General features: G+C 70.1%; 25 protein-coding genes and 1 tRNA gene. 10 read left to right on the forward strand and 16 right to left on the reverse strand.

Annotated features, from left to right (window positions below; genetic code table 11):
• Positions 1-183: 183 nt before the first annotated feature.
• The gene (locus EPN98_RS13345) at positions 184-999 is read left to right on the forward strand and encodes a DUF6270 domain-containing protein (RefSeq protein ID WP_293363257.1); all 816 of its coding nucleotides are present in this window, start codon (positions 184-186) and stop codon (positions 997-999) included.
• Here the strand turns inward: EPN98_RS13345 and EPN98_RS13350 are convergent.
• Genes EPN98_RS13350 through EPN98_RS13365 form a run of 4 tightly spaced genes read right to left on the reverse strand, consistent with a single transcriptional unit; the run spans position 959 to position 6,721 of the window.
• Positions 959-2,161, reverse strand: coding sequence for a hypothetical protein (locus EPN98_RS13350; RefSeq protein WP_293363259.1), 1,203 nt, complete (start codon positions 2,159-2,161; stop codon positions 959-961). The two genes, EPN98_RS13345 and EPN98_RS13350, sit on opposite strands and share 41 nt — an antisense overlap.
• A complete protein-coding gene (locus tag EPN98_RS13355) occupies positions 2,158-3,183 on the reverse strand; it encodes a hypothetical protein (RefSeq protein WP_293363261.1) in 1,026 nt (341 codons plus the stop codon). The genes EPN98_RS13350 and EPN98_RS13355 overlap by 4 nt, the downstream gene beginning before the upstream one ends.
• Complete coding sequence (locus tag EPN98_RS13360; protein WP_293363262.1) at positions 3,180-4,769, reverse strand: hypothetical protein; 1,590 nt, start codon at positions 4,767-4,769, stop codon at positions 3,180-3,182. Before EPN98_RS13360 ends, EPN98_RS13355 begins: the two co-directional genes overlap by 4 nt.
• Positions 4,766-6,721 (reverse strand): hypothetical protein, encoded by a 1,956-nt coding sequence (locus tag EPN98_RS13365; RefSeq protein ID WP_293363263.1) that lies wholly within the window; start codon positions 6,719-6,721, stop codon positions 4,766-4,768. Before EPN98_RS13365 ends, EPN98_RS13360 begins: the two co-directional genes overlap by 4 nt.
• 115 nt (positions 6,722-6,836) lie before the next feature.
• Here EPN98_RS13365 and EPN98_RS13370 point away from each other — a divergent pair, with 115 nt between their 5' ends.
• On the forward strand, positions 6,837-7,970 hold the full coding sequence (locus EPN98_RS13370; RefSeq protein ID WP_293363265.1) for a hypothetical protein: 1,134 nt from the start codon (positions 6,837-6,839) through the stop codon (positions 7,968-7,970).
• A gap of 19 nt (positions 7,971-7,989) precedes the next feature.
• On the opposite strand, the gene EPN98_RS13375 is transcribed toward EPN98_RS13370, so the two are convergent.
• The 4 genes from EPN98_RS13375 to EPN98_RS13390 all read right to left on the reverse strand — a co-directional run bounded on the left by EPN98_RS13375 (position 7,990) and on the right by EPN98_RS13390 (position 11,458).
• On the reverse strand, positions 7,990-9,342 hold the full coding sequence (locus EPN98_RS13375; protein ID WP_293363266.1) for a hypothetical protein: 1,353 nt from the start codon (positions 9,340-9,342) through the stop codon (positions 7,990-7,992).
• The gene (locus tag EPN98_RS13380; protein ID WP_293363267.1) at positions 9,339-9,707 is read right to left on the reverse strand and encodes an EamA family transporter; all 369 of its coding nucleotides are present in this window, start codon (positions 9,705-9,707) and stop codon (positions 9,339-9,341) included. Before EPN98_RS13380 ends, EPN98_RS13375 begins: the two co-directional genes overlap by 4 nt.
• Entirely contained in the window at positions 9,704-10,339 is a 636-nt protein-coding gene (locus tag EPN98_RS13385; RefSeq protein ID WP_293363268.1) for a methyltransferase domain-containing protein, read from the reverse strand. The genes EPN98_RS13380 and EPN98_RS13385 overlap by 4 nt, the downstream gene beginning before the upstream one ends.
• 66 nt (positions 10,340-10,405) lie before the next feature.
• A complete protein-coding gene (locus EPN98_RS13390; RefSeq protein ID WP_293363269.1) occupies positions 10,406-11,458 on the reverse strand; it encodes a glycosyltransferase family 2 protein in 1,053 nt (350 codons plus the stop codon).
• 136 nt (positions 11,459-11,594) lie between these two features.
• Here EPN98_RS13390 and EPN98_RS13395 point away from each other — a divergent pair, with 136 nt between their 5' ends.
• Positions 11,595-12,428 (forward strand): ABC transporter permease, encoded by an 834-nt coding sequence (locus tag EPN98_RS13395; RefSeq protein ID WP_293363270.1) that lies wholly within the window; start codon positions 11,595-11,597, stop codon positions 12,426-12,428.
• The gene (locus EPN98_RS13400; protein ID WP_293363271.1) at positions 12,425-13,171 is read left to right on the forward strand and encodes an ATP-binding cassette domain-containing protein; all 747 of its coding nucleotides are present in this window, start codon (positions 12,425-12,427) and stop codon (positions 13,169-13,171) included. Before EPN98_RS13395 ends, EPN98_RS13400 begins: the two co-directional genes overlap by 4 nt.
• Before the next feature lie 7 nt (positions 13,172-13,178).
• On the opposite strand, the gene EPN98_RS13405 is transcribed toward EPN98_RS13400, so the two are convergent.
• Entirely contained in the window at positions 13,179-14,876 is a 1,698-nt protein-coding gene (locus EPN98_RS13405) for a glycosyltransferase family 4 protein (RefSeq protein ID WP_293363273.1), read from the reverse strand.
• Positions 14,877-14,973: 97 nt separating this feature from the next.
• Here EPN98_RS13405 and EPN98_RS13410 point away from each other — a divergent pair, with 97 nt between their 5' ends.
• On the forward strand, positions 14,974-16,479 hold the full coding sequence (locus tag EPN98_RS13410; protein WP_293363274.1) for a hypothetical protein: 1,506 nt from the start codon (positions 14,974-14,976) through the stop codon (positions 16,477-16,479).
• Between the two features lie 21 nt (positions 16,480-16,500).
• On the opposite strand, the gene EPN98_RS13415 is transcribed toward EPN98_RS13410, so the two are convergent.
• Both EPN98_RS13415 and EPN98_RS13420 read right to left on the reverse strand, forming a co-directional pair.
• On the reverse strand, positions 16,501-17,238 hold the full coding sequence (locus EPN98_RS13415) for an alpha/beta hydrolase (RefSeq protein ID WP_293363275.1): 738 nt from the start codon (positions 17,236-17,238) through the stop codon (positions 16,501-16,503).
• Positions 17,239-17,260: 22 nt separating this feature from the next.
• Positions 17,261-18,043, reverse strand: coding sequence for a class I SAM-dependent methyltransferase (locus EPN98_RS13420; protein WP_293363276.1), 783 nt, complete (start codon positions 18,041-18,043; stop codon positions 17,261-17,263).
• Between the two features lie 260 nt (positions 18,044-18,303).
• Between EPN98_RS13420 and EPN98_RS13425 the strand changes: the two genes are divergently transcribed.
• Together EPN98_RS13425 and EPN98_RS13430 are read left to right on the forward strand one after the other, a co-directional pair.
• Complete coding sequence (locus EPN98_RS13425) at positions 18,304-19,392, forward strand: GSCFA domain-containing protein (protein WP_293363277.1); 1,089 nt, start codon at positions 18,304-18,306, stop codon at positions 19,390-19,392.
• Positions 19,385-20,191: a hypothetical protein gene (locus EPN98_RS13430; protein WP_293363278.1), complete on the forward strand. Its 807-nt coding sequence runs from the start codon at positions 19,385-19,387 to the stop codon at positions 20,189-20,191. Before EPN98_RS13425 ends, EPN98_RS13430 begins: the two co-directional genes overlap by 8 nt.
• Before the next feature lie 217 nt (positions 20,192-20,408).
• On the opposite strand, the gene EPN98_RS13435 is transcribed toward EPN98_RS13430, so the two are convergent.
• Positions 20,409-20,483: transfer RNA gene (locus EPN98_RS13435), tRNA-Gly, on the reverse strand.
• A gap of 112 nt (positions 20,484-20,595) precedes the next feature.
• Here EPN98_RS13435 and EPN98_RS13440 point away from each other — a divergent pair.
• Entirely contained in the window at positions 20,596-21,189 is a 594-nt protein-coding gene (locus EPN98_RS13440; protein ID WP_293363279.1) for an HD domain-containing protein, read from the forward strand.
• Between the two features lie 4 nt (positions 21,190-21,193).
• Positions 21,194-22,138, forward strand: coding sequence for a hypothetical protein (locus EPN98_RS13445; protein WP_293363280.1), 945 nt, complete (start codon positions 21,194-21,196; stop codon positions 22,136-22,138).
• A gap of 5 nt (positions 22,139-22,143) precedes the next feature.
• Here the strand turns inward: EPN98_RS13445 and EPN98_RS13450 are convergent, their stop codons facing one another.
• From EPN98_RS13450 to EPN98_RS13460, 3 genes are all read right to left on the reverse strand, one after another.
• Positions 22,144-23,028 (reverse strand): TraB/GumN family protein, encoded by an 885-nt coding sequence (locus EPN98_RS13450; protein ID WP_293363281.1) that lies wholly within the window; start codon positions 23,026-23,028, stop codon positions 22,144-22,146.
• Between the two features lie 28 nt (positions 23,029-23,056).
• A complete protein-coding gene (locus EPN98_RS13455; RefSeq protein WP_293363282.1) occupies positions 23,057-23,254 on the reverse strand; it encodes a helix-turn-helix transcriptional regulator in 198 nt (65 codons plus the stop codon).
• Between the two features lie 91 nt (positions 23,255-23,345).
• Positions 23,346-23,762: a hypothetical protein gene (locus tag EPN98_RS13460; RefSeq protein WP_293363284.1), complete on the reverse strand. Its 417-nt coding sequence runs from the start codon at positions 23,760-23,762 to the stop codon at positions 23,346-23,348.
• Between the two features lie 280 nt (positions 23,763-24,042).
• Between EPN98_RS13460 and EPN98_RS13465 the strand changes: the two genes are divergently transcribed.
• Positions 24,043-24,201: a hypothetical protein gene (locus tag EPN98_RS13465; protein ID WP_293363285.1), complete on the forward strand. Its 159-nt coding sequence runs from the start codon at positions 24,043-24,045 to the stop codon at positions 24,199-24,201.
• A gap of 57 nt (positions 24,202-24,258) precedes the next feature.
• On the opposite strand, the gene EPN98_RS13470 is transcribed toward EPN98_RS13465, so the two are convergent.
• Positions 24,259-25,278 (reverse strand): 2'-deoxycytidine 5'-triphosphate deaminase, encoded by a 1,020-nt coding sequence (locus tag EPN98_RS13470; RefSeq protein WP_293363287.1) that lies wholly within the window; start codon positions 25,276-25,278, stop codon positions 24,259-24,261.
• Between the last annotated feature and the right edge of the window lie 129 nt (positions 25,279-25,407).

Genomic DNA, 25,407 nt, shown 5'->3' on the forward strand with positions numbered 1-25,407 from the left:
AGCGCGCAAACTGTCCAGTCAGACCCTAACAGGGCTGATACACCATACTTCGACGAAAAGGGTGAACGCGCCTCACGATACGCCATTCTGACCGTCTCGCGCCGAAAGGGCGCGTTGATGCGCAGGCCGCCATCGCTTGTCAATGTTCCGGACTGTCGCCCCACCCGTGCTATGCACCGGCGGATGAAGCCGCGCATCGCCATTCTCGGCAGCTGCATTACCCGCGACCTGTGGCCGATCCGTGGCGGCGGCGCGGAGTTTCTGCTGTATATCTCGCGGACCAGCTTCCCCAGCCTGTTCAGCCCTGCGCTGGCCGGCTTCACGCCCGACGACGGGCTGCCCGGCGACCTGCACCAGCACGAGCACGCCGCCCTGGTGGCCGACCTGCGCAAGACGGCGCTGGCGAAGCTGGTGGCCTACCGGCCGACCCACCTGATCTTCGATTTCATCGACGAGCGCTTCGACCTGCTGGCCGCCGACGGCGCGCTGGCCAACGTCAGCGGCGAGATGGTCCGCAGCGGCTATATGGCGCAACCGGCGCTGGCGGCCGGTCGGCGCCTGTCGCGGCTGTCGCCGGCGTGCGAGCGGCTGTGGATGGACGGCGTGGCCGAGTTCGCCGCCGTTGTGCGCGCCACGCCCCTGCAGGAGGCGATGCTGATCCATCACGAAGCCCGCTGGGCGACGCATCAGCGTGCGCCGGACGGAAGTCTGTCGCCGATCACCGGTGTCGAGATCGTGGGCGGGCAGCCGGCCGAAATTGCGCCCTACAACGCCCTGCTTGAGCGGCAGGAGGCGGCCTTCCGGTCCGTGATGCCGCCGATGGCCCGCATCGACGCGGGCCACCACCGCGTGGCCGACACGGCGCATCGCTGGGGCCTCAGCCCGTTCCACTATGTGCCCGAGTACTACGACGAGGTGCGGCGACAGCTGGATCAGCTGGGACTGGCCGAGGCGTTTCCTAGGGAGCGCCCTGACGCGCCCAGTATTCCAGCGGCGTGACGCCGTCGCGGGCGAGGCCCGGCTGTTTGGCCAGATAGGCCGCCGTCGGGAATCCCGGCCTCGCCTCCGCGATCGCCCAGGCGCCGCCCTGCAGATAGTCCACCAAGGGGTTCACCCCGGGCGCCAGCCCATCGCCCCGCGCCTCGATGTAGTGCGCGGCGTCGAACCAGGGGCTCGGCGAACGGCCCAGCCGACCGCCCTCGGCCAGGAAGTGTGTCAGCGGTTCGACGCCCGAGGCGGCGACCTCGGGATTCTGCTCCAGGTACCAGCGACCGTCGAACAGCGGATGCGGTGACAGGCCCTCCCGCCAGCCGGTGGTGAGGTAGTGCGAAAGCGGCGGCTCGGTCGTCTGGACCTGGCGCCGGTACCAGGCCGGGTCGAACAGCGGGTGCGGGCTGAGACCCAGCGCCCAGCCTTCCCGCAGATAGTGCGACAGGGCGTCGTCCCCGGCCGCCAGGGGGGCTGACTGGGCCAGGTAGTGGCCCACGTCGAACAGGGGATGCGGCGCGCCCTGCCCGCCCGCCCCTGTGCGGACGTAGTGTTCCAGCGGCGTGACGCTGGTGGCGGCCAACGCGACGGCGTGCTCCCGGGCGTACCAGGCGGGCTCGAAGAGCGCCGAGGGCGCACGGCCCTCGCGGCCACCCGACACGAGGTAGTGGACCAGCGGCGCGGTCCCGCGGGCGGCTACGTCGGGATAGGCCGCGAGGTACCAGGCCTGGTCGAATGGCGCGAGCGGCGCCACCGCCGGGTTCGCGCCGCGCCGCGCGTACGCCGCCATGTGCCGAAAGTCATGCAGGGGGCGGCCCGTCCCGCGCCAGACGCCGCTGCGGGCGATCACACAGGCCTGGCCCAGCGAGCCAAGACGGAGCAGCAGACGATCCAGCATCTGGGCCGGGCGGCCTGACCGGCGGTTCGTCGACGGCCGCCGCGCGCGATAGGCGGCCAGCGCCTGGTCGCGCAGGCTGGCCTGCAACGCCGCCCGGGCGGCCAGCGACTCGTGCAGCGCCAGCGTCAGTTCGGTGCGGGTCAGCGCCTCGCGAACCTGCGCCTCGTGGGCCAGCGCCTTCAGCCCGCCCACCTGAGCGGCGAGCGCGCGAACCTTGTCCAGGACGGGTGCGGTGACGATCCGGGGCGCGGCGGGGGGCGCCGCGGCCTCGGTCACGCGCCTTCGTGTTCGAGCCATTCTTGGAAACTGCCGCGTCCGGAAGCGAAGGGGTTGGGGAAGGCCTGCTGCAGGTCTGTGCGCTCGCGATAGAGCACGCGGTCCTGCTTGGCGATGGGGCGGCCGTCGTCATAGGCGCCGAAGGCCCACCAGCGCTCGGGGATGGCCGGGTCTGTGGCGGCGGTCACGAGGCGGCGGTACCAGCTCCAGATCTCATAGACGGGATAGTTCTGGCCCGCGTAGCGCTTGGTCATCGAATCGCCGACCGCGCCCAGCTTCGTGAAGTGCCAGAACCGCAGAGGCGCGCCGTTGACGAGGATGCGACCGTCCTTCTCCACGCTGACCTTGCGGGTCGAGAGGTTCCAGCTGGCGACGTTGTAGCCGGGGTCGCGGATGATCTTCACATTGTCGAACAGAGCCGGGACATGGTCGCACCAGCGCTGGTCGACGAAGAGGCCGTTGGGCATGTCGTCGTAGCAGTAGTTGAGCAGACGGTCGTTCCACCACCTCGCGAAGCGGGCGCCCTCCCCCGTGGTGCGGATCGCCACGAAGCCCAGGTTGAAGATGCCGGTGCGCGAGGCCGACAGGTCGTTGTCGAGGATCGCGGCGTGGTCGTCGTTGGGATCGATCAGGTGAGGCGTGAGCAGGATATCATGCTCGGACAGCCACTGCTCCAGCGGCTCCAGGGTCGAGAGCGCGGCGGTGTCGGGATCCATGTAGATGACCGCGTCGAAGCCCCAGTCGCAGGCCTGATGCAGGAAGGGACCCTTCACCGCCGTGCAGACCTCGACCACATCGTGCTTGAAGAGCCAGCTCTGGAAGTTGGGGATGCCCAGGTCGCTGGCCCAGACCAGCCGGTCGAACGGCTCGCTCGCGGGGTCGAAGACGAAGCCCTCGGGCGGCTTGTCGGTGATCAGGGCCGCCAGTTCCCAGTCGGGACGATGCTGGCGCAGCGTCTGGAACAGGACCCGGGCCCGGTTCAGGTACGAGAACGTGAAGCTGGTGTAGCAGAGGATCTTCATGCGTCGGGCAGGTCGAGCGAGAGGGCGCTGTAGCGCAGGTCATAGAGCATCGGGCGGCGCTGCGCGCGGCTGAGCTCCAGGATTTCGCCGGAGGTGAAGGCCGACACGAGCGCATCCTCGCTGGGCAGCACCCGGCCATGGCCGGTTTCGGTCACGAACGCCTGGACGTTGCCGCTGTCGGGGCCGGTGATCACCGCGGCGCCCGCCGCCACGGCCTCGTAGGCGACGAAGGAGAAGGTCTCGCGGCAGAGAGGCCAGACGAGGACGGCGTCGGGCTGCGCCGCGGTGAGCGCCTCGGCCATGCCGGAGGTGACCGCCTGGAAGGTCATCGGCAGCGTCGCGTCGCCGCGCGCGCCCAGATGCAGAAACTCGTAGCGCGGATCGTTCTCGAACTTCAGCGCGAGCGCCCGGAAGATCGGCCAGCCCTTGTGCGCGGTCGGCAAGCCCGCATAGGCCAGCCGGAACGGGCGGCTGCCGGCCACGGGCGCCGGCGCCTTGGGCGTCAGCCCGGCGTGCGGCACGACAACCGTCCCGGCCACGGGGAAGGTCGCCCTGGCGGTCCAGAGGTCCAGCGTCGTGTGCGAAGGCGCCGCGACGGTGAGGCGGAGGCGCTCGAACAGGCGGGCGTGCGCGTCGACGTGGCGCGCGCGCCAGGGGCCGTAGATACAGATGCCGCAGCCGGCGCTGTCGGCGGGCGGGGCCGAGCAGTCCTCGACGTCGTTGCGCAGCAGGTGAAAGCCCGCGCAGAGGCTGGCGAAGTCGTGCAGCCAGAACACGCCCGCCGAAAGCCCCGCGGCGGCGAGGATGTCGGCGGTCTGATCAGGTTCGTGACCCAGCAGGCTGTGGATCGCGAAGCTGCGCCCCGAGGCGTCTGCCGCGCACACCCGGGACAGCACGCGCGCGACCGTGGCGGCGTCGAACAGGCCCACGGCGCGGCCGTTCCAGACCACACCCAGCGGCTCGGCCTCTCCGGGCGCGCGCACCACCTGCCAGGGGCGTGCAGGATGCAGATGCAGATGATCGCGACCCCGCTCGGCCAGCCGTTCGGCCTCGCGGCGGACCGACGTCTGAAGGCCGCCCAGATGGACGGTGTAGTCGTCGTGGCTGAAGGTGATGTGCAGGCCGGCCAGGCCGCCATGCGACACCGCCAGCGCTGACGTCAGGATGTCATCTGCGGCCGCCGGCGGCGGCGGGCCATTCGGTAGGCGGTTCTCCATAGGCGTCAGCCGCTCGATCACCTCGTAGCGGAAGCCATACGGCGACTGCGGCGCACGAATCCTGGGACGGCCGTTGGTCAGGTAGTGGACGAACGGATTGACGCCGGAGTCGGCGACGTCGGGGTACGCTTCGAGGTAGGCGCGAACCGAGAATTCGGCCGTAGGATCGCGACCCTCCAGCCAGCCGAATCGCAGGAAGTGCTCCAGCGGATCCTGATCGCTGGCGGCCACGTCCGGGTTGGCCTTGAGGTAGAAGGCGCGGTCGAACGCCCGGGCGGCGATCCCCTGGTCGGGATGCAGCGGCTTGAGCCGGCTCGACAGCGCGTCGCGCAGGCGCGGCGGCAGGACCTGGACGAGCCGCCGCCTCATGGCGTCACCAGATCGGCGCTGAGCCCGCTGTAGACCTGATCGAACACTCTGGCCTTCCGCTTGCGGCGGCTCAGCGCCACGATCTCGCCGCCCTGGAAGGCCTGCAGCAGCGTGGCCTCGTCGGCCAGCACGCGGCCGATCGCTGGGTCGGAGGCGAACGCCGCCACATTGCCGCTGTCCGGACCTGTGATCACCGCCGCGCCGCCGGCCGCGGCCTCGTAGGCGGTGAACGAGAATGTTTCGCGGCAGAGAGGCCAGAGCAGCGCCACGTCGACCTCGAGCGCCTCGATGGCTTCCTGCATGGCCCGGGGCCGGTCGCCGGTCGCGACCACCGCGTGGAAGGCCGCCGGCGCCGAAGGGTCGGGCTGGCCGCCGAGGTGCAGAAACGCGTAGCGGGGGTCCTCCGCCAGGCGGATCGCCAGGTCGCGGAACACCGGCCAGCCCTTCAGCACGGTCGGCATGCCGAGATAGGCCACCCGCAACGGCCGGTCGGCGGCCGTTTGGGGCGCCGGCCCGCGCGGCTTGAGCGTCGCGTGCGGCAAGGCCACGGCGCCGCGCGCGGGGAGGTCCGTGTGGGCGCGCCAGAAGTCCAGCGTGACCTGCGAGGGGGCGACCACCGTCAGCGCCAAGCGGTCGAACAGGCGGCGGTGGCCGGCTTCCTGCCGCGCCCGGAACGGCCCGTAGGCGCACACGCCGCACGCGGCGCTGTCGCGCGGCGGCGCGGCGCAGTCCTCGACGTCGTTGCGCAGCAGATGGAACCCCGCGCAGACGCTGGCGAAGTCGTGCAGCCAGAAGAAGCCTGCCGACAGTCCGGCCGCGGCCAGGATGTCGGCGGTGGCGTCGGGATCGTGTCCCAGCAGGCTATGGATCGCGAAGCTGCGCCGCGCGCCGACAGAACCGGGCGTCAGCGCCGCCTGCACCGCCGCGGCGCCGTGGGGCCCCAGGCGGTGGCCGTTCAGCACCACGCCCAGCGGTCCCGGCTCGTCGGCCAGGCGGACCATGGGCGAGAACGCCGCCGGGAACAGATGCAGGTGGTCGACCCCACGAGCCATGAAGCGCTCGCTCTCGCGCCGCACGCACATCTGCAGGCCGCCGGAATGGGCGGTGTAGTCGTCGTGGCTGAACGTGATGTGCAGATCGCCGAGGTCGGCCAGCGGCGCGAGCCGTTCGGGCGGGTCCAGCCGCACGCGCTGCGCGGCGGCCAGGGCGTCGGCCAGGCGGTCCTCGACCGGCTTCAGGCGCGCAATCACGTCGTAGCGAAAGCCCAGCTGGCTCTTCGCCGCCCGGCCCTCGGCGCGGCCGGCCAACAGGTAGTGGGCGAACGGATGGACGCCGGTGGCTGCCACGTCGGGATTGTCGGCCAGGTAGTCGCGCACCGAGAACCGCGCGTTGGGGTCGCGGCCCTCGATCCAGCCGGCGGCCAGGAAATGGTCCAGCGGGTCCATGCCCGACTGCGCCACGTCGGGATTGACCGCCAGATAGTAGTGAGCGTCGAACTCGGCGGCGATGGCGGCGCGGTGCTCGTCGGTGAGCAGAAGGGCGCCGCCCGCGGCCCGGCTCCGGCGAGGAGGCGCGAGGCCCGGCGCGCCGTCGAACGCGGGGTATCCCCATTCGTGCGCGCCCCACCCGACTTGACCGTAGTAGGCGCTCATCAGGCGCGACGGACGCACGTCACGTCCCTCGCGATGGCCGCGTCGCAGATAGTGGGAGAACGGCTCGATTCCGGCGGCGGCGACGTCGGGGTTTTCTTCCAGGTAGCGGGCCGTGGAGAACCAGGTCGCCGGATCGCGGGCCTCGAGCCATCCGGCCACGCGATAGTGCCAAAGCGCGTCCATCTCGGCCGGAAGATCGGTGTAGACGGCCCGATAGAAGTCGGGATCGAACGCGGTCGAGATCGCCCGAAGGTCAGCCTCGGCCAGGATTCGATCTTCGACGGGGGCCGGCGCGGCCATGGAACTCCGGGGTCCTGAGGGGGTGCGCGGGCTGGTGTGCAACAGTTGCCCCAGGCGTTCAACCTCGCCGATAGCCTTGCGGCGCAGCGCGGCGGCCCGTACCACCGGGGCAGGAATGAGCAAAGCCCCCGCCCCCAAGCCCGCTCGGCGCGCCCCCGCGTCACAGACCCAGCGCATCGCCTATCTCGTGCTGGGGATGCATCGGTCCGGCACCTCGGCCGTGACCCAGCTGCTGGCGCTGGCCGGCGCCAGCCTGCCCGCCAACGTGATGCCGGGCGACGAACACAACGCGAAGGGCTACTTCGAACCCTGGAAGATCGCGATCTTCGACGACGAGCGGCTGCGCGCCGCCGGCTCGGCCTGGGACGACCCGTTCGCCTTTCCGTTTCGCCCCCTGCCGCCGGACGAGGAGCGCGGGTGGATTGACCGGGCGCTCGCCATGTTCGACGAGGAGTTCGGCCGGGCGACCTGGCCCCTGATGAAGGACCCGCGCGCCACGGTGCTGCTGCCGTTCTGGCGGGCGGTGCTGGCCGAGCGGGGCGTGACGATGCGTTGCGTGATCCCGGTGCGCCACCCGCTGGCGGTGGCCGGCTCACTGGCCCGCCGCGACGGCTTTCCTCCTGAGAAGTCGGTGCTGGTCTGGAGCGCCTACATGCTGGCCGCCGAGGCCTACACTCGAGACCTGCCGCGGGCCTTCGTAGGCTACGACGCGCTGCTCTCGGACTGGCGGGGCGAGGTCGCCCGCATCGAGGCGGCGCACGGCGCGCCGCTTCCAGGCCTGACGCCGGCGAAGGCCAGGGAGATCGATGGCTTCCTCACGGCCGACCTGCGCCACAACGCCGGCGAGGACGGGCTGTCGAAGCTGGGCTGGGCAGGCGAGATCGCAGGGTCGGTCTACGACTGGTTCGCGACCAGGGCGGCCGGCAAATCGCCCAGCGACAAGGCGCTACAGATCGCCGCCGACAAGCTGGCCGCGCGTCAGGCCGAGATCGGGATGCTGGTGTCGCCGGCCGCCCGCGACCTGGCCGCCGCGCGCGCCGAGCTGGCCCGCACCCGCGACGAGCTGACCGCATCTGAGACCTTCCGCGCCGAGCTGCAGGCCGAGATGGCCAAGCAGCGCCGCTATCTCGAAGACGGCTGGCGCGCCGACCTCGCCCGCCTGGCCAAGGCCCAGGAGGAACTCACCTGGAACCAGGCGGTGCTGGAACAGGTCGAGATCGCCGTGAACGAGGCGCTGACGGGGGGATAGTCCCGAACGCCGTGGCGCGTCAGGTCGACCGGCGCAGCCTCGGGTCCAGGGCGAGGTAGAGGGCGCCGGTGATGGCGGCGACGTCCAGGACGTAGAGGTAGCGATAGTCGCAGGCCAGCGAGATGACAAAGAAGCTCGCCGTGAACGCCAGCGCGCCAGCCAGCAGGCCCGCGATCATGAGATCGGCCGGGTCGCGACGGATCAGCAGGACGACGCCGACCACCAGGGCCAGCCCGGCGAAAGCCACGTGGCTCATGGCCGGGGTGTCCAGGAACCAGGTGACGTAGTTGTAGAGCCGGCCGTCGTCGCGGTCGCGGCGGGGCGGCATCTTCAGGTCGGCCAGCGCGGCGGCCGGCCCCTCGACGCCCAGGTGCACGGGCAGGCAGCGGTCGATGTCGGGCGTGGCGAACACCCAGCGGAAGACGTCCGCCCGGAGGCGCAGATAGAGGCCGGGGTCATCGGTGACGAGGCGCAGCCACTCGGCCCGGATGTCGCCGCGCTCGGCCTGCTTGATCACGGGCCCCAGCACGGAGTCGCCGACGATCGGGTCGGCGCGGACGGGGGTGTAGATCGACGGCGCCTGCTGGCGGATCACGTCGTCCAGGTCGGGACGGACGCGGTCCAGCTCCGGCATCTGACGGCCGGGATCGAGGGCGGCGGCGCCCACCAGGTCGTAAGTCTGCAGGATGCGCAGGCCGCGGCCGCCGGCGCTGTCGGGCGGGCCGACGCCCGTGGGCTGGGCCACGATCGAGAGCACGAAGGTCAGCGCGGCGACGCCGCCCAGCCAGCCTGCGCCAAGGCCCAGCGCCCGGACGCGCCCGGCGGGCCAGGCGACCACGGCGATGGAGAGGCCGGCGAAGACCGCCAGGATCAGACCGTTCTGCCGGAACAGTCCGGCGGCGGCGAACAGCAGCGCCGACAGCGCCAGCGCGAGCCAGGGCCGCTCGAGGCGGGTGCGGGCGGCCACCGCGAGGGTGACGAAGCCGGCTATGGTCGCGGTGGCGAACAGGACGTCCTTCCAGACGATGGCCGGATAGATCATGGCCTGGGGCAGCGCGATGGCGCAGAGCGCCGCGACGGGGCCGAGCCAGGAGACCTGAGGCCGCAGCCGCGCCAGCCCCATCCAGGCCCCGAACAGCAGCACGCCGTTCAGCACCACGATGGCGGCGGCCCCGGGCGTGATCCGGTCGCCGAGACCCAGCAGCCAGCCGTAGATCGCCGGGTTCCAGGTCTCGCGGACGCCGAACCGCCCCTCGTGCAGGCCCAGCACCGAGTCGACCGAGAGGTGACCCGGCAGGTTCAGCCGCAGCATCAGGCCGAGCCCGGCCGCCAGGATCAGCACATAGACGAGTCGCGCGGCGTTCAGGCTCACGACCAGGACCGCCCGATCACCGCCAGGCCCGCCACGATCAGGGCGACGCCGGCCCAGTAGCTGGGCGACACCGTCTCACGCAGCAGCACGAAGCTGCCCAGCGGGACCAGCACGAAGCTGAGCGCCATCAGCGGATAGACCCGGCCCAGGGGCGCATGCTTCAGCGCCGCCACCCAGAGCAGCGTCGCCGCCGCGTAGAGCGCGAGCGCGACGCTCAGCACCAGCAGGCCCTTGGGCGCGTCCAGCGGTCGGCGGAAGTCGACGCTGGCCGAGGCGATCTTGAAGAGCAGCTGGCCGGTCGAGATCACCGCCACGCACGTGAGCGGCGCCAGCAGTCCCCACCAGAGTCCGGGCTGGGCGTTCACGGCCGCTTCGCCCGCCAGGCGCTGAGCGCGAACAGCGGGATGCCCGCCGGCTGCAGACTGCGCGCCTCGCGCCGGAAGCAGGCCTGCGCCTGGCGCTCGATGTCGTAGATGGTCTGCACGTGATAGTGCCCGTCGAAGCCCGCGAGCCGGCGGCCGAGACGGTAGAGCGCGTTCTCGGTGGGGCCCGAGAGGATGAACACGCCGTCGGGCCGCAGCGACCGGGCGATGGTCTCCAGGATCGGGCCGATCTCTTCGTTATGCTCGAGGCTGTCGAGGGCGAACACGGCGGCGAACCGGCCTTCCCCCAGTTGGGCGCCGTCCTCGCGCCGCGCTTCGGGGATGTTCCTCTTCAGCGCGCCCACCAGCACCTCGTTCTGCTCGACGAAGTGGTAGTCGCCGCGGATCGGCTCCAGAACCTGACGCAGTTCCCCCGTAGCCGAGCCGAAATCCAGCACCGGGCCGGCGGGCGCGAAGCGGGCGTACAGGCGGGCCGCGGCGGTCAGCCGGCTCCAGGCGGTCCAGGCGGCCAGCGGGTTGCGGTGCACGTAGGAGGGCACGCAGCTCTCCTCCAGCGTCTCGAACTCCCGACGGACGTCGAACTGGGTGCGCAGCGCCGCGCGGCGGGATTTCACAGTGTTCGAGAAGAGCATTGCGTTGTGGATACACCCGCGCCCGCCCAAGTGGTCAAGCGCGCCGGGTCAGGCGTCGGCGCGGGACGCCATCTCCTGGATCGCCCGCAGATAGGGGTGGATCGGGCGATTGGGGACGTTCAGCACGTCGAAGTTCATGGCCTGCAGCAGGAACTGGGCGCCCAGGATCACCGGCAGCGCCGCCAGCATGACCACGCCGGCCGAGGCCGCCTGGCCCGGCACGCGGTTGGCCAGATAGCTCAGCGCATAGCCGACGCCGAACAGCAGCGAGAACAGGCCGAAAACCAGCTCCAGGCTGGCGGCGTTGAAGTCGCGGACGAAGTACTGGCCGACCACCCGCTGAGCGAAGTTGCGCATGTGCTTCAGCGCGAAGGGGCCGACGATCTGGCCGATGCGGATGTTCGAGACCTCGTCGGCATAGCGGGCCGGCATGGGCACGTCGCGCACCACGGCCCGCAGCGTGCCCAGGTGGTAGAGGAGATCGGTCTCGAAGAAGAACCGGCGCGAGACCCGCTTCTCCATCACCAGCCGCCCGACCGTAGCCTCCATGGCGGTGTAGCCGTTGGTGGGGTCGAAGATGTTCCAGTAGCCGGTCGACAGCTTGGCCGCGAAGCTGAGCATCGCGTTCCCGAGCACCCGCACGGTCGGCATGGTGGTCAGGTGGCTGATCGAGGTGAAGCGGTTGCCCTTGGCGTAGTCGGCCTCGCCCAACAGGATCGGCGCCACCAGATGGGCGGCATGGCTCAGGTCCATCTGATCGTCGCCATCGACCTTGACCATCACGCGGGCGCCGCGCTTCACGGCCTCGGCGTAGCCGGCCATCGTGGCGCCGCCGACGCCCTGGTTCCTGGCCAGCCGGACGACCACGACCCGGGGGTCCTTGTTCTCGGCCTCGATGAAGTCGCCCGAGCCCTCGGGACAGGCGTCGTCGACGCAGACGATCCCCTCGAACCACGCCGGCGTCTTGGCGATCACCCGCAGGATGTGCGCCTTGACCTTGTAGCAGGGCACGACCAGCCAGACGCCGGCGCCTTCCAGCGACGGCATCGGGAGCGCCGGGGCGGCGCGATCGACGACGGGCGGGGGCGCGTTGCGGGACACGCGTCCGGCTAACACGGAAGCCTGCGCCGTGGCAAAGCGCCGCCCTGCACGCCGTCTCCATGAAATGCCATCGGGCGCCGTCCTTGCGCCAGGGTACCCCGGCTGTTACCTCGCACGCCTTCTGTCGGGAGAGGCCATGGACTCCGCCACCCACATGCTGCGGACCGGTCGGCGCGGCGCGCTGTTCCAGTTGCAGATGGCGCTGAGGGACCTGCAGAACTCGTTCGCGAGGATCGGACTGGCGTGGTCGCTGGCCACCCACGACGTGGGTTCGCGCTATCGGGGTTCGGTGCTGGGCCCGTTCTGGATCACCCTTTCGATGGGGCTGATGGTGCTGGGGATCGGTTTCCTCTACGCCAGCCTCTTCAACCTGGCCCTGGACCAGTTCCTGCCCTACGTGGCGCTCGGCATCGTGTTCTTCGGCGTGATGACCGGCATCATCAACGAGGGTTGCGACACCTTCGTGCACGCCGCCAGCATGCTGTCCCAGACGTCGCTGCCGATGTTCACCTTCGTGTGGCGGGTGGTGTTCCGGAACCTGATCAACCTGGCGCACCACCTGGTGATCGTGGTGGGCATGCTGGCCTTCTACGGCCAGTGGAAGGTGGCGAACGTGCCGCTGGCGCTGCTGGGCATCTTCCTGATGCTGCTGAACGCCAGCTGGGCGTCGCTGCTGGCGGGGATCGCCTCGGCCCGCTTCCGCGACATCCCGCAGATCGTGATCTCGGTCATGCAGTTCGCGATCTTCATGACCCCGGTGTTCTGGCTGCCCGACCGCTTCGGAAAGCACCAGGTGTTCCTCGACTTCAACCCGTTCTACCACCTGCTCCAGTCGGTCCGGGCGCCCTTGCTTGGCCAGACCGTGTCGGGTCACTCGTACGTGGTGCTGGTGACGATGGCGGTGGTCGGCTGGCTGGTCACCTTCCTCGTCTTCGCCCGCACCCGCCGCCGGATCGTCCACTACCTATGACGAAAGCATCGATCACCGTCTCGGACCTGACGATCCGCTTCCCGGTCTATGGGGCGGACGCCAAGTCGCTGAAGAAGGCGCTGGCCCGGGCGGTCAGCGTCGGCGGCGCGCTGGGCCGCCACGCCGGCGTCACCGATGTGACCGCGCTGGCCAATGTGAACCTGCAGCTCAAGGCCGGCGACCGGCTGGGGCTGATCGGCCACAACGGCTCGGGCAAGACCACGCTGCTGCGGGCGCTGTCGGGCGCCTACGAGCCGGACGAGGGCACCATCGATGTCCACGGCCGGATCGCGGCCCTCTTGGACCTGTCGCTGGGGATCGATTCGACCGCCACGGGCTACGAGAACATCCGCCTGCGGGGCCGCATCGCCGGCCTGTCGACCCGCGAGATCGACGAGCGGATGGACGAGATCGCCGAGTTCACCGGCCTGGGCCCATTCCTCTCCATGCCGGTGAAGACCTACTCGGCGGGCATGCAGGGGCGGCTCGCCTTCGCCGCGGCCACGGCGCTCGAGGCCGACGTCCTGCTGATGGACGAGTGGATCGCCGTGGGCGACGCCGAGTTCCAGAAGCTGGCCCACAAGCGGCTGCTGAAGCTGGTCGAGCGGGCGGGGATCCTGGTGCTGGCCACGCACGAAGCCCCCCTGCTCAAGCTCTACTGCAACAAGGTCATGAAGCTGGAAGGCGGCGTCGCCTCCGAGGTCATGGACATCCGCCGCCTGGATGAACTGCTGGCCGGCTAGCCTGGTCCTACGCCAGCCAGTCGACCAGCCCGTACTTGGCCATCCACGCGATCCCCAGCTCGACGGCGCGGCGCTGGGGCGGCTCAAAGGCGAGCAGCACGTCGCGCACGGCTGTCCCCGGCTGGGCCGCGACGATGTCGAACGCCCGGGCGCAAAGCTCGGGCGGCGCCCGGAATGCCGGGAAGGCCATGTCCAGCGGAATCGAACCCTCCGCCAGCACCGCCTCGCGAGTGACGCCGGGCGCGGGCGAGAGCCTCGTTTCGAGAGTCAGCGTCGTGGTGGCGAAGCCGGCGAAGTCACGGAACGGATCGCCCTTCACCGGATCGGACGGCGGACGCGGAACGGGATCGGCGGATGCCGCCCGCACCTGCGCCAGCTCGTCGGTCAGGTCGTGGATCTGGCGCGCGACGACAGGCCAGTCGAACGCCTCGGCCACCCGCCTGCGGCCGGCCGCGCCCATCGTCCGGCGCAGATCGGGCGAGGCGATCAGCTGGGCCAGGGCGTCGGCCGCCTTGCCTATGTGAACCGCTGTATGCTGGGCCACGCCGCCGACGTAGGCCTGGTACGTCTGGGCCTCGATGGTGTGCCGCTCGACCATCCGGGCGCCCAGGCCGCCGCCGGCGGGGCCCAGCAGGGTCGGGATCAGGAAGCCCTCGGTTCCGTGGCGCACGGTCGAGCGATAGCCGTCCCAGTCGCTGGCCACCACCGGCAGCCCGGCCGCCATGGCCTCCAGCGGGGTGATGCCGAAGGTCTCCTGGATGTTGTCGACCAGCGTCAGGAAGATGTCAGCACCGGCCCAGAGGTCGCCCAGCAGAGCCCGGTCGTTGCCGTCGAGAAAGCGCACATCGACACCGGGCGCATGCGCGCGGGCGGCCGCCTGGTAGTGGCCGCGGTCCGGCTCGGCGGGGAACCAGCCGGCCATGGCGAACACCACCTTGGCCCCGGTGCGAGCGCGGGCCTGTTCCACGGCCTGGAACATGGGCTGTGGAAAGGCCTTCTCGTAGTACGACAGCCGCCCCACCCACAGGACCAGGATGTCGTCGGGCGACAGCGCTAACTGCGCGCGCGCGCGGGCCCGCGCGTCCGGTCGGTCCGCCAGCGCGGCGAAGGCGGGCGCGTCCACGCCCAGCGGGATGACCGGCAGCGCCGGCTGTGGCGGTGGCCGCCCGCCGGTCCGCTCGGCCAGATGCTCGCCCCAGCCGGCGAACATGGCGCTGAGGTTGTCGCGTACGCTGGGCGAGGTGCAGATCAGCGCGTCCCAGGGATGCATGGGCCCGGCCGCCGTCATGGCGATGATCTGGCGCATCGCAGGCGGCCCAAGGGTGTGGATCAGTCCGACCAGGCTGTAGGCGCGATCCGACACGAGTCGACGGCGCATCCAGGCCAGGTCGTACAGCTCGGGCTGCCCGCGCAGCAGCACGCCCGCTTCCTCAGGCGCGCGGCTCTGGGCGAGCGGCGCGGTCGCGATCTCGGTCGACGGCGCGCGGTTCTCGAACAGCGCGGCCCTCAGCTCGGCGAGCTCGGCCGGCTGGACGCTCAGGACGTCGAGGCGCTCGTAGCCGCCATGCCGGGCCAGCGCCTGCCAGAGCTGCAGGTTCGCGACGTCCTTGCCGAACGGGTTGGTCCCCAGCCCCATGCGCCCCGGAGGGTGCAGGATGGCCAAGCGGCCGCGCGGCGCGGTCCCGGACGTGGCGACGTTACTCATCCCCGCTCTCTTAGAGCCCCAGGCGCCGCCCCGTCGACCCGGGCGGTTCCCCTGTTCTCGCGAACCGGCTAGGCAGGCCCTCGGATCGGAGGTGTCGATGCACGGCGCAGACGCGGCCCCGCTGAGGGCCCTGGACGGACGGGAAACGGCGGTGCTGACGCGAACGCCGATCGCGGCCACGCGGTTGCGCTACCTTGCCGACGACCCCGCGCCGTTCGGCGCCGCCCACCTCGCACGCAACCCCAAGACCGAGCTGGCCAGCGATCCGGCCGACCGTTCGGCGGTCGAGGTTATGGCCGCGGACGACATCGACCGGCTGCTCAGCCACCCGGACGCTGACGCCCTGCTGGCCGCCTGCGACACCGTGGTGGCCGCCGTGCCGCCAGCCGGCGCCGACGCGCTGGATCGACGGCTCAAGGCGCTTGCCGACCAGGGCTTCGAAATTGTCGAGCTGCAGCCGTCCGACGCCCAACGCGGCTACTTCGACGATCGCGCGACCAACCTGGCGCCCGCCTGGCGCGCCGGCGCCCTGCCCGCCGAAGCCAGCATCGAGACGCTTGTGGTCGTCGGGGTCCGCGCGGGGGGCCGCCCGCCTCTGCACCTGCGCCTCATCACCTTCGCGCCGACCCTGATGGACATCCGCACGCGACTTCCTGCCGAAGCGATGCGGACCGAGGCCGATATGATCGTCACCCACGAGAAGGTGCCGGCGCCGATGCCGGCTTTGCCGGTGGACGAACCCAAGATCTCTGTGTTGCAGAGGCCCGCGGCCATGGAGCCCAAGGCCTGGCGCGACGCCATCGCCGCCCGGGCCAGGGCCGGCTGGATCGTCGTGCTGGAATACGACGACCATCCCGAGCTGGTGGCCCGCGTGCGCAACCGCACCCTGGGCCCCGACGACTGGCTTCGCTTCTCCCACGTCCACGCCGTGCAGACCTCGACCCCACCGCTGCTGAAGCTGTTCGGCCAGCACAATCCCGAGGTCCGGATGCTGCCCAACGCGGTGTTCCGGCTGGAGCGGTTCCCGGAACGCCTGCCGCGGCGGGTGTTCTATGGCGCGGTGTCCCGCGGCCCGTTCGCGGCGGGCGTGGCCGCCACCCTGGGGCCGGTGATCGAGGAGTTCCCCGACGTGGAGTTCATCGTCGTGGGCGACCAGGCGGTGTTCGACGCCCTGCCCACCCAGCGCAAGCAGCTGCGCGGCTACATGCCGTACGACGAATACCTGCAGCTGATGGGAACCTGCGCGGTGTCGCTATCGCCCATCGAGGGCAGCGAGCATCAGGAGACCAAGAGCGACGCCAAGTACCTCGACGGCGCCGCCCGTGGCGTCCTGACCATCGCCTCGCCCACGATCTATTCCGGCGTGATGCGCCACGGCCGCAACGGCCTGATCGCCGAGACCGTGGCCGACTGGGCGCCGCTGCTGGCCCAGGCCCTCCGGGACGAGGACGCCAGCCGCGTCATGGCGCGCAACGCCTGGGACTACGTCGCCGGCGCGCGGATGTTCGCGGACCAGATCCGCGACCGCCACAACTGGTACCGCGATCTCTGGGCCCGCCGCGACGAACTCAACGCCGCGCTGTTCAGGCGGTTCGAGGCCTAGCCTTCAATCCGAGACCGGGCGCTATCCCGCGATGGCCTGGCGCAGGGCGGCCAGGAAGACGGCCTGAGATTCCTGGAGGACGTTATGGCCGGCGCCGGGGGCGACGCTGAGCCGGATCATCGGGTGGGCGGCCATCAGGGCGCGCTCGGGTTCGTCGACCAGGCTGGGCAGCTTCTCGAACGGCGCTTCGGGGAACAGCGGACGGTCGCCGACCAGGACACGCGCAGGCTTTCGCAGGGCTTCCAGCAGGCCATCGTAGCGCCGTTCGGCCACGGCGGTCTCGGTCACGCCGAAGACGTTGACGATGAAGTCGCGCTGCGCCTTGTCATCGGGGCCGGCGGCCAGCTTGTGGCGCAGCGTCGGCCACATCGGCCACACCTTGCTCATCACCAGGGGCGGTTCGATGACCAGCAGGTTGCGCACCTGCGGCGCGCGCAGGCCCAGGGCCACCAGCCCGCCGATCGAGGCCCCGCACCCGATCACCGTGCGGCCCGCGAACGCATTCGCGATCACGTGCGAATAGGCCGAGGCGTACACCCCCACCGACGCCGAGATCAGCGTCGGGCAGTGGTTGCCCGGCAGGTGACCCGAGACCACGTCGCAGTCGCCGATGTGGGGCGCCAGGTTGAACAGCGGACCCCGGGCGATCGCAAACGCGCCGGCGATGGTGACCAGCAGGGGCCGCGTTCCCTCGAACGCGGCGGCCTCGCCCACGAGAACGATGGGCCCGAACGGCGTGTCAAAGGTGCGGCTTTCCACGACGCTGCGTCCGGTATGGCCGCTACGGCCGGGCGAACAGCGACAGGTTGAAGTAGCCGGTAATGGCGTCGGCCTGAATGGGCCGGTTGGTCTTCCAGTAGGCCTCGAACAGCTCCGGCGTCAGCTGGAGGGGCAGGTACTTGTCGAGGATCTCGAAGTATCGGTCGTACAGCACGGTCGAGCTCGGATCGAGGTTGCTGACCATGATACTGCCCGTGGGGCGCACATCGACGGGCGTGATCCGCAGGTCGGGCCGCAGCTCGCGCAGGACGCTGACCACCTTCCAAACGTCGCCCGTCCACCAGCCCGCGATGGCCTTGTCCTGGCGCAACTCACGCCTGTGCTCGCGCTCGGTCATCTCAATGTTCACCGGCAGGCAGTCGTCCAGCAGGATGAGCGAGTTGCGGTCGCAGAACCGTTCGGTGTTGAGGAAGTCGCGCAGCAGATACTCGAAGACGTGCAGGCCATCGAGGAACGCCACGTCCACGGTCCCGCCGAAGATGGCGCGCGGGTCATGGTCGCGGAAGAACTCGTCGCTGGTCATCTGGTAGAGGTGCAGGACGCGCTTGGAGCCCACCGGATTGCGGTCGATCACGAAGTTCGGATCGACACCGATGGTCGGGCAAGGCGCCACGGCCACGGTCTCGCCGGCGCGGACGCCGACCTCGAGGTAGTTGCGCGCCGCCTTCTTCGTCAGCACCTCGCTGATGAACTGGCGGTAGGTCGGACCAATCAGAGCCTTGCGCGGCGGTGGTGGCGCGGCGGCGGGGATCGGGGCGGGGGCGTCTGCGCTGGGGTCGCTCATGAGCAGTCGGGAAGGTCCGTTGAAGCGGGTTTGTCCTTAGGCGATGGGCGGCGACGCCTGTCAACCGGGCGGCTTGTCGTCGTTGGCGTCTGACGCGCCCCAGTGTCGATGATCGCCGTTTCGGCGGCCACGTCGATACGGTCGACTCGTCTAACCGCCGCCCGATGCCAGCGATCCGTCTCTTTGCAGCGCCCGTGCGGCAGGTGGCAGTCTTGGCGGCGAGCGCGTAAGGTCGCCCGACACTGAACCGGAACTATAAATTGGCTGGCGATAATCCCTACGACGGTCTCCCGAAATCCGCCTTCTGGAAATCCGGTGTCGTCACCGAATCTCCGCTATCCCTCGAAGGCCTCTACGAGCCCAAGTTCCGCATTACCCAGCAGGATCGGATCGCGACGGCGGGAAGCTGCTTCGCGCAGCATATCGCGCGTTTTCTGAAGGCGCGGTCGTTCCAGGTCATGGACGCTGAACCGGCGCCTCCGTTTCTCCCAGAAGGCCTGCGGCAGGCCTACGGCTACGCGACCTACTCGGCCCGCTACGGCAACATCTATTCCTCAACCCAGCTTCGCCAGCTCGCCGCCGAGATCTTGGGGGAATTCCGTCCGCAGAACTTCGTCTGGCGGAAGGGCGCGGCGTTCGTCGACGGCCTGCGCCCCGCCGTCGAGCCCGACGGCTTCGCCAGCGAGGACGAACTCCGGGTCAACCGCGCGTTCCACCTGAACCGCGTTCGCGCCCTCTTCCAGAACATGGATGTCTTCGTCTTCACCCTGGGCTTGACCGAGACTTGGCGAGACCGCGCCTCGGGGACCGTCTTTCCCACCGCGCCCGGCATCCTGGGCGGCCGCTTCGACCAAGCCGCCTTTGAGTTCCACAACCTGACCTACGGCGAAGTCTTCGCGGCGATGACCGACTTCATCCGGCTTGTATCAGCCCTGCGTCAGGGCCGCCCGCTGAAGATCATCCTGACGGTCTCGCCCGTGCCGCTCACCGCCACGGCCAGCGGCAAGCACGTGATCAGCGCCACAGCCTACTCCAAGAGCGTACTGCGCGCCGTCGCCGGCGACCTGGCCGCCGCCCACGACTTCATCGACTACTTCCCGTCGTACGAGATGGTCACCAATCCGGCCGCCCGGGGTCAGTTCTTCACCGACAACCTCCGCACCGTGAGGGAGTCCGGCGTTCAGGCGGTCATGGCCGCGTTCCTCCGGGCGCATGGCGTCGAGACGGCGCAGCCGGCGGGCCTGACGCCGCCACCGCCCGACGTGCACGGCGAGGCCGACTTCACCCTCGACGGCGGCGCCAGCGAAGCCCAGTGCGAAGACGCGTTGCTCGAGGCGTTCGGTGGCTAAGGCGCTGGTTCTCGGCAATTCGCACGTCGCCGCGGTGAAGGTCGCCTACGACCAGAACCGGACCCTGTTCGGCGATATCGCGTTCTTCGGCGCCACCGGCCTCGACCTCGCTTTCACGACGGTCGAGGAGGGACGGATCGTGGGCGCCGACCGCGCCTGCCTCGACATGACGATCCTCAAGCACTTCTCGCCTGAGGCGAAGGTCGAGTACCTTGAGAAGTACCTCGCCCAAGGCCGCCCAAGCCGAGCGGTGGGCGAGCAGTTCCAGGCGACCGGCGGCTCGGCCCGGATCGAACTCGGCGACGTCAGCGCCATATTCTACGTCTGCGGCGCGTCGCCCTACGACTTCGCCCGCGCCGGCGAAGGCTTCGCGCCCATCTCCAGCGGGATGCGCCGGGTCCTCCTCGGCGAGTCGCTGGACAAGCAGTTCCTCCTTCGCAACCAGATCCTGGCTCTCAGAGCGCAGCGCCCCGGCCTCCGCCACTACCTGGTGGGCTCGCCACTCCTCGCCCGCGCCAACGTCAAGGCCGACGCCGTAGGCATGGCCGCGGTTCGCCAGAAGCGCGCAGCCATCCAGGACCTGGCCAGGAACTATCTCTTCGACGACGTCTTCATGCCGGACGAGGCTGTCCTCGAGCCCAACCTCGTCGCCACCCGCGCCGAGTTCTTCCAGAGCGGCCGGGAGCACGCGCTCGATTTCCAGCGGGACGCGCCCGAGGCCCGCAAGACCGACCACTACCACGTCAACGGCGCCTACGGACTCCATGTGCTCAGCACGTTCGTGGCCCCGCGCATGTAGAATGGGTCCGGCGTACACCGGCGGCCTTTGCGCCTGAAGCGTTTACGGGGGCTCAGAGGCCGAGACGTTGGCGTAGGGCGAAGAGAAGGCCGGGCGGATCATCAACCGCTCCGTCGGTCGCGACGCCGGATCAGGTTTGACGAGCCCGCGAGAATGCCGCCGGAACGGGGACCGTCAAACCGGGTGCAAACTCGCCTAGCCAATTTGGGTTAAGTGTTGGAGCGGCCGGGGGGAATCGAACCCCCGACATTCAGCTTGGGAAGCTGACGTTCTACCTCTGAACTACGGCCGCATCGCAGAGGGGCCTTCATAGCGGCGGGGCCTGCCGCAGCCAAGGCCCGACATTGACCTCGGCGCCCCCCGGCCGCACGATCGTTCCTGAACAACGATAGTGGGAGGCTGCGATGGCGGATGACGCTGCGATGGACCGGGCGAAGTTCACGGCGATGACCGAGGGCACCGCCGAGGACTGGGCCGCCATCGGCCGGGCCAGCCAGGCCCACCGGGGCGAGCACGTGGACCGGATCGTCAGCCACCTGAAGCTCCTGGACAACGACTACGGCGGCTTCTCGGTCGATCGGCTGGAACATTCGCTGCAGACCGCCACGCGGGCGCACCGGGCGGGCCAGGACGAGGAATATGTGGTCTGCGCCCTGCTGCACGACATCGGCGACATCCTGCTGCCGGCCAGCCACGCCGAGTTGGGGGCGGCGATCCTGAAGCCCTACATCTCGGAGCGGAACCACTGGATGCTGGAGCACCACGGCATCTTCCAGGGCTACTACTTCTTCCAGCACCTTGGCCTGGACCGCGACATGCGCGAGCAGTTCCGCGGCCATCCCGACTTCGAATACACGGCCCAGTTCTGCCACCTGTACGACCAGAACTCGTTCGACCCGGCCTATGACTCCATGCCGCTGGACGCCTTCGTGCCGATGATGCGGCGGGTGATGGACGTCCCGAAGCACTCGATCTACCGCAAGCCCGCCGCGGCCTGAGGCCTTGGCGCGCGGGATCGGACTGCCGGCGCTGCTGACCGCGATGGCCCTGGCCGGCTCGGCGCTGGCCCAGCCGCCGCCGCAAGCCCAACGGCCGATCTCGCCCGGGGAGCGCGCCCGCGAGGGCGAGGCGATGCTGAACGCCGCCACGTTCCAGCGGCGCGGCGAGGATATTCTCAACAGCTGCGGCCGCTCGGTGCGGCCCCGGCCCGCGGCCGCCGACCTGAACGGCGACGGCCGCCCCGAGGCCATCATCATCGACGTCGATCCCGCCTGCTACGGCGGGACGGGCGAGGCGTTCTGGGTGATCCAGCGGCAGGGGCCGGCCCAATGGGCGCTGGTCGGCGCGGGCCGGGGCCGCCTCAAGCTTCTCGACACCCGCACCAACGGCTGGCGCGACTGGACCCTGGATGGGGCCGGCTGCCAGCGGACGTGGACGTTCCAGCCGGGCCAGGGCTACGTCTCGCTGACGCCCTGCCCAAGCGACGGCGGCGCGGGCCCTGCGGCGGCGTCCCCGATCTCGCCCCCTTCATCCCCGCCAGCGGCCAGTCCCGCCGACCGGGCCGGGGCGTTCCGGGCGGCGGGCTTCACCGCCACCCGCGGCAAGTACCTTGCCTGCGATCCGCGCCAGGAACTGGAGATCGAGATTCGCGACCTGAACGGCGACGGGCGGCCCGACGCAGTGATCAGGAACACCGGCCTCGAGTGCTTCGGCAATACCGGCCAGGGCTATGTGCTGGTGACCAAGGAGGCCTCGGGCGCCTGGCGCAAGCTGTACGAGACCAGCGGCGTCCCCGAGTTCCTGCCCACCCGCGGCGTCGGCGGCTGGCCCGACATCGTCAACGGCGGGCCGGGGTTCTGCTTCCCCGTGATGCGGTGGAACGGCCAGGATTACGCCACCGTCCGCTGGAAGGAAGAGCAGCGCGGCGCCTGCGCGGGGCGCCGCTAGAGCGGCTACTGCCGCTCGGCGGTGACGCCCAGCTTGGCGAGTTCGACCTGCAGGCTGTCGGGGCCCACCAGGTGGCCCGCGCCCACCGTGACGAACGAGGTGCCAGATCCGGCCAGCTTGGCCTTGAGCTGTCCGGCCCAGTCGCGGTTGCGGCGGGCCAGCATGGCCTCATAGACCGCCGGGTCGTCGAGGCCGCCCTCAGCCAGGAACACGGCGGCCAGTCGCTCCTGATCGGCGGCCAGCCAGGCGGCCAGCATCTGCTCGGTCATCGGCACGGACTTGTCGAAGTCCTCCAGCGTCGCCTTGAGCATCGCCAGCTCGACGGCAGGCGGCAGGTCGGCCAGGAAGCGGATCTGCTGCTCCAGGGTCTCCAGGCCGCTGATCGGCTTGCCCGCGGCCTTGGCCTGGGCAGTGAGGCTGAGTTCGACGCCCGCCTTGGGGTCGAAGCCCGCCTTCACCAGCGGCAACGTGGAAAGGCTCATCGAGGCCAGCCAGGGGCGCATCACCTCCACCGCCTGGGGCGGCGTGCCGGTGGCCGCGACTGCGGCGGCCAGGCGCTCGCGGTCCACGGGCTCGAGGCGGGTGGACAGCTTGGTGGTCAGGTCGATGCCGTACTTGGGCAGGATCGCCTGCATGGCGGCCACGTCATCGGCCCCGACCACCTCCAGCACCAGGTCCTGGCTGGCGGCGAACGCCCTGTCGATCTTGGGCGAGCGCCACTCGGTTCCGGGTCGCAGGATGTGGATCGAGCCCAGGATGTAGATGGTCGAGTCGTGGTCCTTGATCGCCCAGAGGGCGGGCGCGGCGGCGGCCGGCGCCGCCAGCGCGGTCAGGGCGAGGGCGCACGCGGCCAGGGCGCGGCGGGCGCGATGGGTAAGCTTGGTCAGCACAGTTTGCTCCGAATGCGTCGAGAGGGGTCTAGACCGCCTCGTCTTGAAAAATCTCTTCGATCGAGAGGCCGAACAGCCGGGCGATCTTGAAGGCCAGCGGCAGGCTGGGATCGTACTTGCCGGTCTCCAGGGCGTTGACGCTCTGGCGCGAGACGCCCAGGCGCTCGGCGAGGTCGCCCTGGCTCCAGTCGCGCTCGGCGCGCAGCACTTTCAGGCGGTTCTTCATCCGAGCACCCACTGGACGAGGCCGCCGACGCAGAAGCTCACGACCAGCGCGGTGGAGAGCAGCAATAGGAGGGCGGAGTTCATCGGCGAGCTCATCGACGGCTCCACCACCAGCCGGCCCAGGCCACGAGGTATCCCGCAAGCTGCGACATCAGCACGGTCACAGCGCCGGCGCTGAACGCGTCGGACGCGGACGGCCCCATGATCAAAGGCGCCTGGATGACTTCGCGCTCGACCAGCATCATCACCAGGCAGGCGACCATGATCCCGGCCGAGCCGCCCCAGTACCAGGCGAACTTGTGGGCTTCCTGGGCCACCTCATCCAACAGCCGCCACCAACGCAGCGTGAGGTAGCCCGCAGCGGGGAGGACGAGGACCACCAGGGCCAGCGCGCCCCACGCCGGCAGGCGGAAGCCCGCAAAGTGCTGAGCCGAGGCAATGAAGCCGGTGATCATCCCCAGCAAGATCAGTCCGCCCCATACGGCGCGGCGACGTTGTTCCAGAGTCACGAGTAAGGTCTCCTTGTCTGAGTGACAAGGAAACATGACAGAACGGATCTGTCAAGCACACTAGACAAAATGTCGCCTCAGCTTGTCTCAGGAAAAATTTCGCAGGCGCCCCTGGCGGCGGAGGCGATCAGTCCCAATGTCTATCTGGCGGGACCGGGCCCCTCTGACGATCAGGGTTGATCGTGATGTCGGACCGCACAGGTGCGCCTGGGGCCCGGCGGTCAGCGCCTCTCCCCCCTCGCCCCCCGGACTCCGGGCGCGCCTCCCTCAGGAGGAGCTCATGCGTGACCACCCCATTTCCAAGCTTCGCAATCTGTACCGGCTGCTCGAGCAGCGGCTTGGCGACGAACGGCGCAAGCCGCGCCCCAACCGCTGCACCCTGCAGGCGCTGGAGCGCCGCAGGCTGCAGGTAAAGGCCCAGCTGTCAGGCGCCCGATAGTCTCCCAGCTGCGGGAGGGTGGGCCGAAAGGCCTGCCCTCCCGACTTCTTGGGAATGCTATTCCCCCCAGATGCGGAAGTGCTTGGAAAGCTTCAGGCCCTGGCGCTGGTAGTGGGATCCGCTCTCGCCGTAGAGCCGCGTGGGCCGCTCGGTCAGGGGCTCGTAGACCAGGCGCGCGACGGTCTGGCCGTCTTCCAGGATGAACGGGGTCTCGTGGCTGCGCACTTCCAGCACGCCCTTTGACCCCTTGCCGTGCGCCTCGTCGGTGCCGAAGCCGGGGTCGAAGAAGCCGGCGTAGTGGACGCGGAATTCCCCCACCGACGGATCGATCGGCGTCATCTCGGCCGCCTCCATCACCGGGATCTCCACCGCGCCCTTCGACGCCAGGATGTAGAACTCGCCGGGATCCAGCAGCAGCTGGCCGTTCCGCGGGATCAGCGGCTCCCAGAAGTCGCGGGGGTCGTGGCCGTCCTCGTGATCCAGGTCGACGACGCCAGCGTGGCGGCGGCCGCGGAACCCGGCGATCTCGCCCGTCAGGTCGACGCCGACGCTCTCGGTGCGCAGCCGCTCGGGCACGCCCGCCTTCAGCCGCAGCTGGTTCAGCCGCGTGCCGGACCGCACCAGCACCGAGAAGGTCTGCGGCGCGATCTCCATGTAGAGCGGCCCGTCATAGCCCTCGTCCACGTCGTCGAACGCGTGGCCATAGTCGGTGATCACCCGCACGAACACGTCGACGCGTCCGGTGGAGCTCTTGGGATTGGCGCGCGCCGACACGCCCCTGGGCAGCTTCACGGCCTCCTGCAGCTCGGCGATGTAGACGCAGCCCCGCTCCAGCACGGCGCCCTTGGTGAGGTCCAGCTCGTGCATCGCCACTTCGCGGATGCGGTCGCGCACCTTGCCGTGGCGCGGCAGGAACGAGGCCCGCACCCGCCACGCGCGTCCGGCCAGCCGCAGGTCGAGGCTGGCCGGCTGCACCTGATCGGCGTCGAACGGCGTCGTCGACGTGATCGCGCCTGTGGCGATCAGGGCTTCGATGGACTGGCAGGGCAGGATGCCCGGGACATGTAAGTCGCTCATGGGCGGCGAAGCCTTAGCGCAGAACGGCGGGCGCGCAAGGCTTAGACTCCTCTCCGCCCGTGAAGCGAAGCGGAACGGAGAGGGAGAGGGAGAGGGTAGGGAGAGGGCGGCTGGGTGACGGTGCGGTCG

This window comes from Phenylobacterium sp. (assembly GCF_004299445.1).
Lineage (GTDB): Bacteria > Pseudomonadota > Alphaproteobacteria > Caulobacterales > Caulobacteraceae > Phenylobacterium.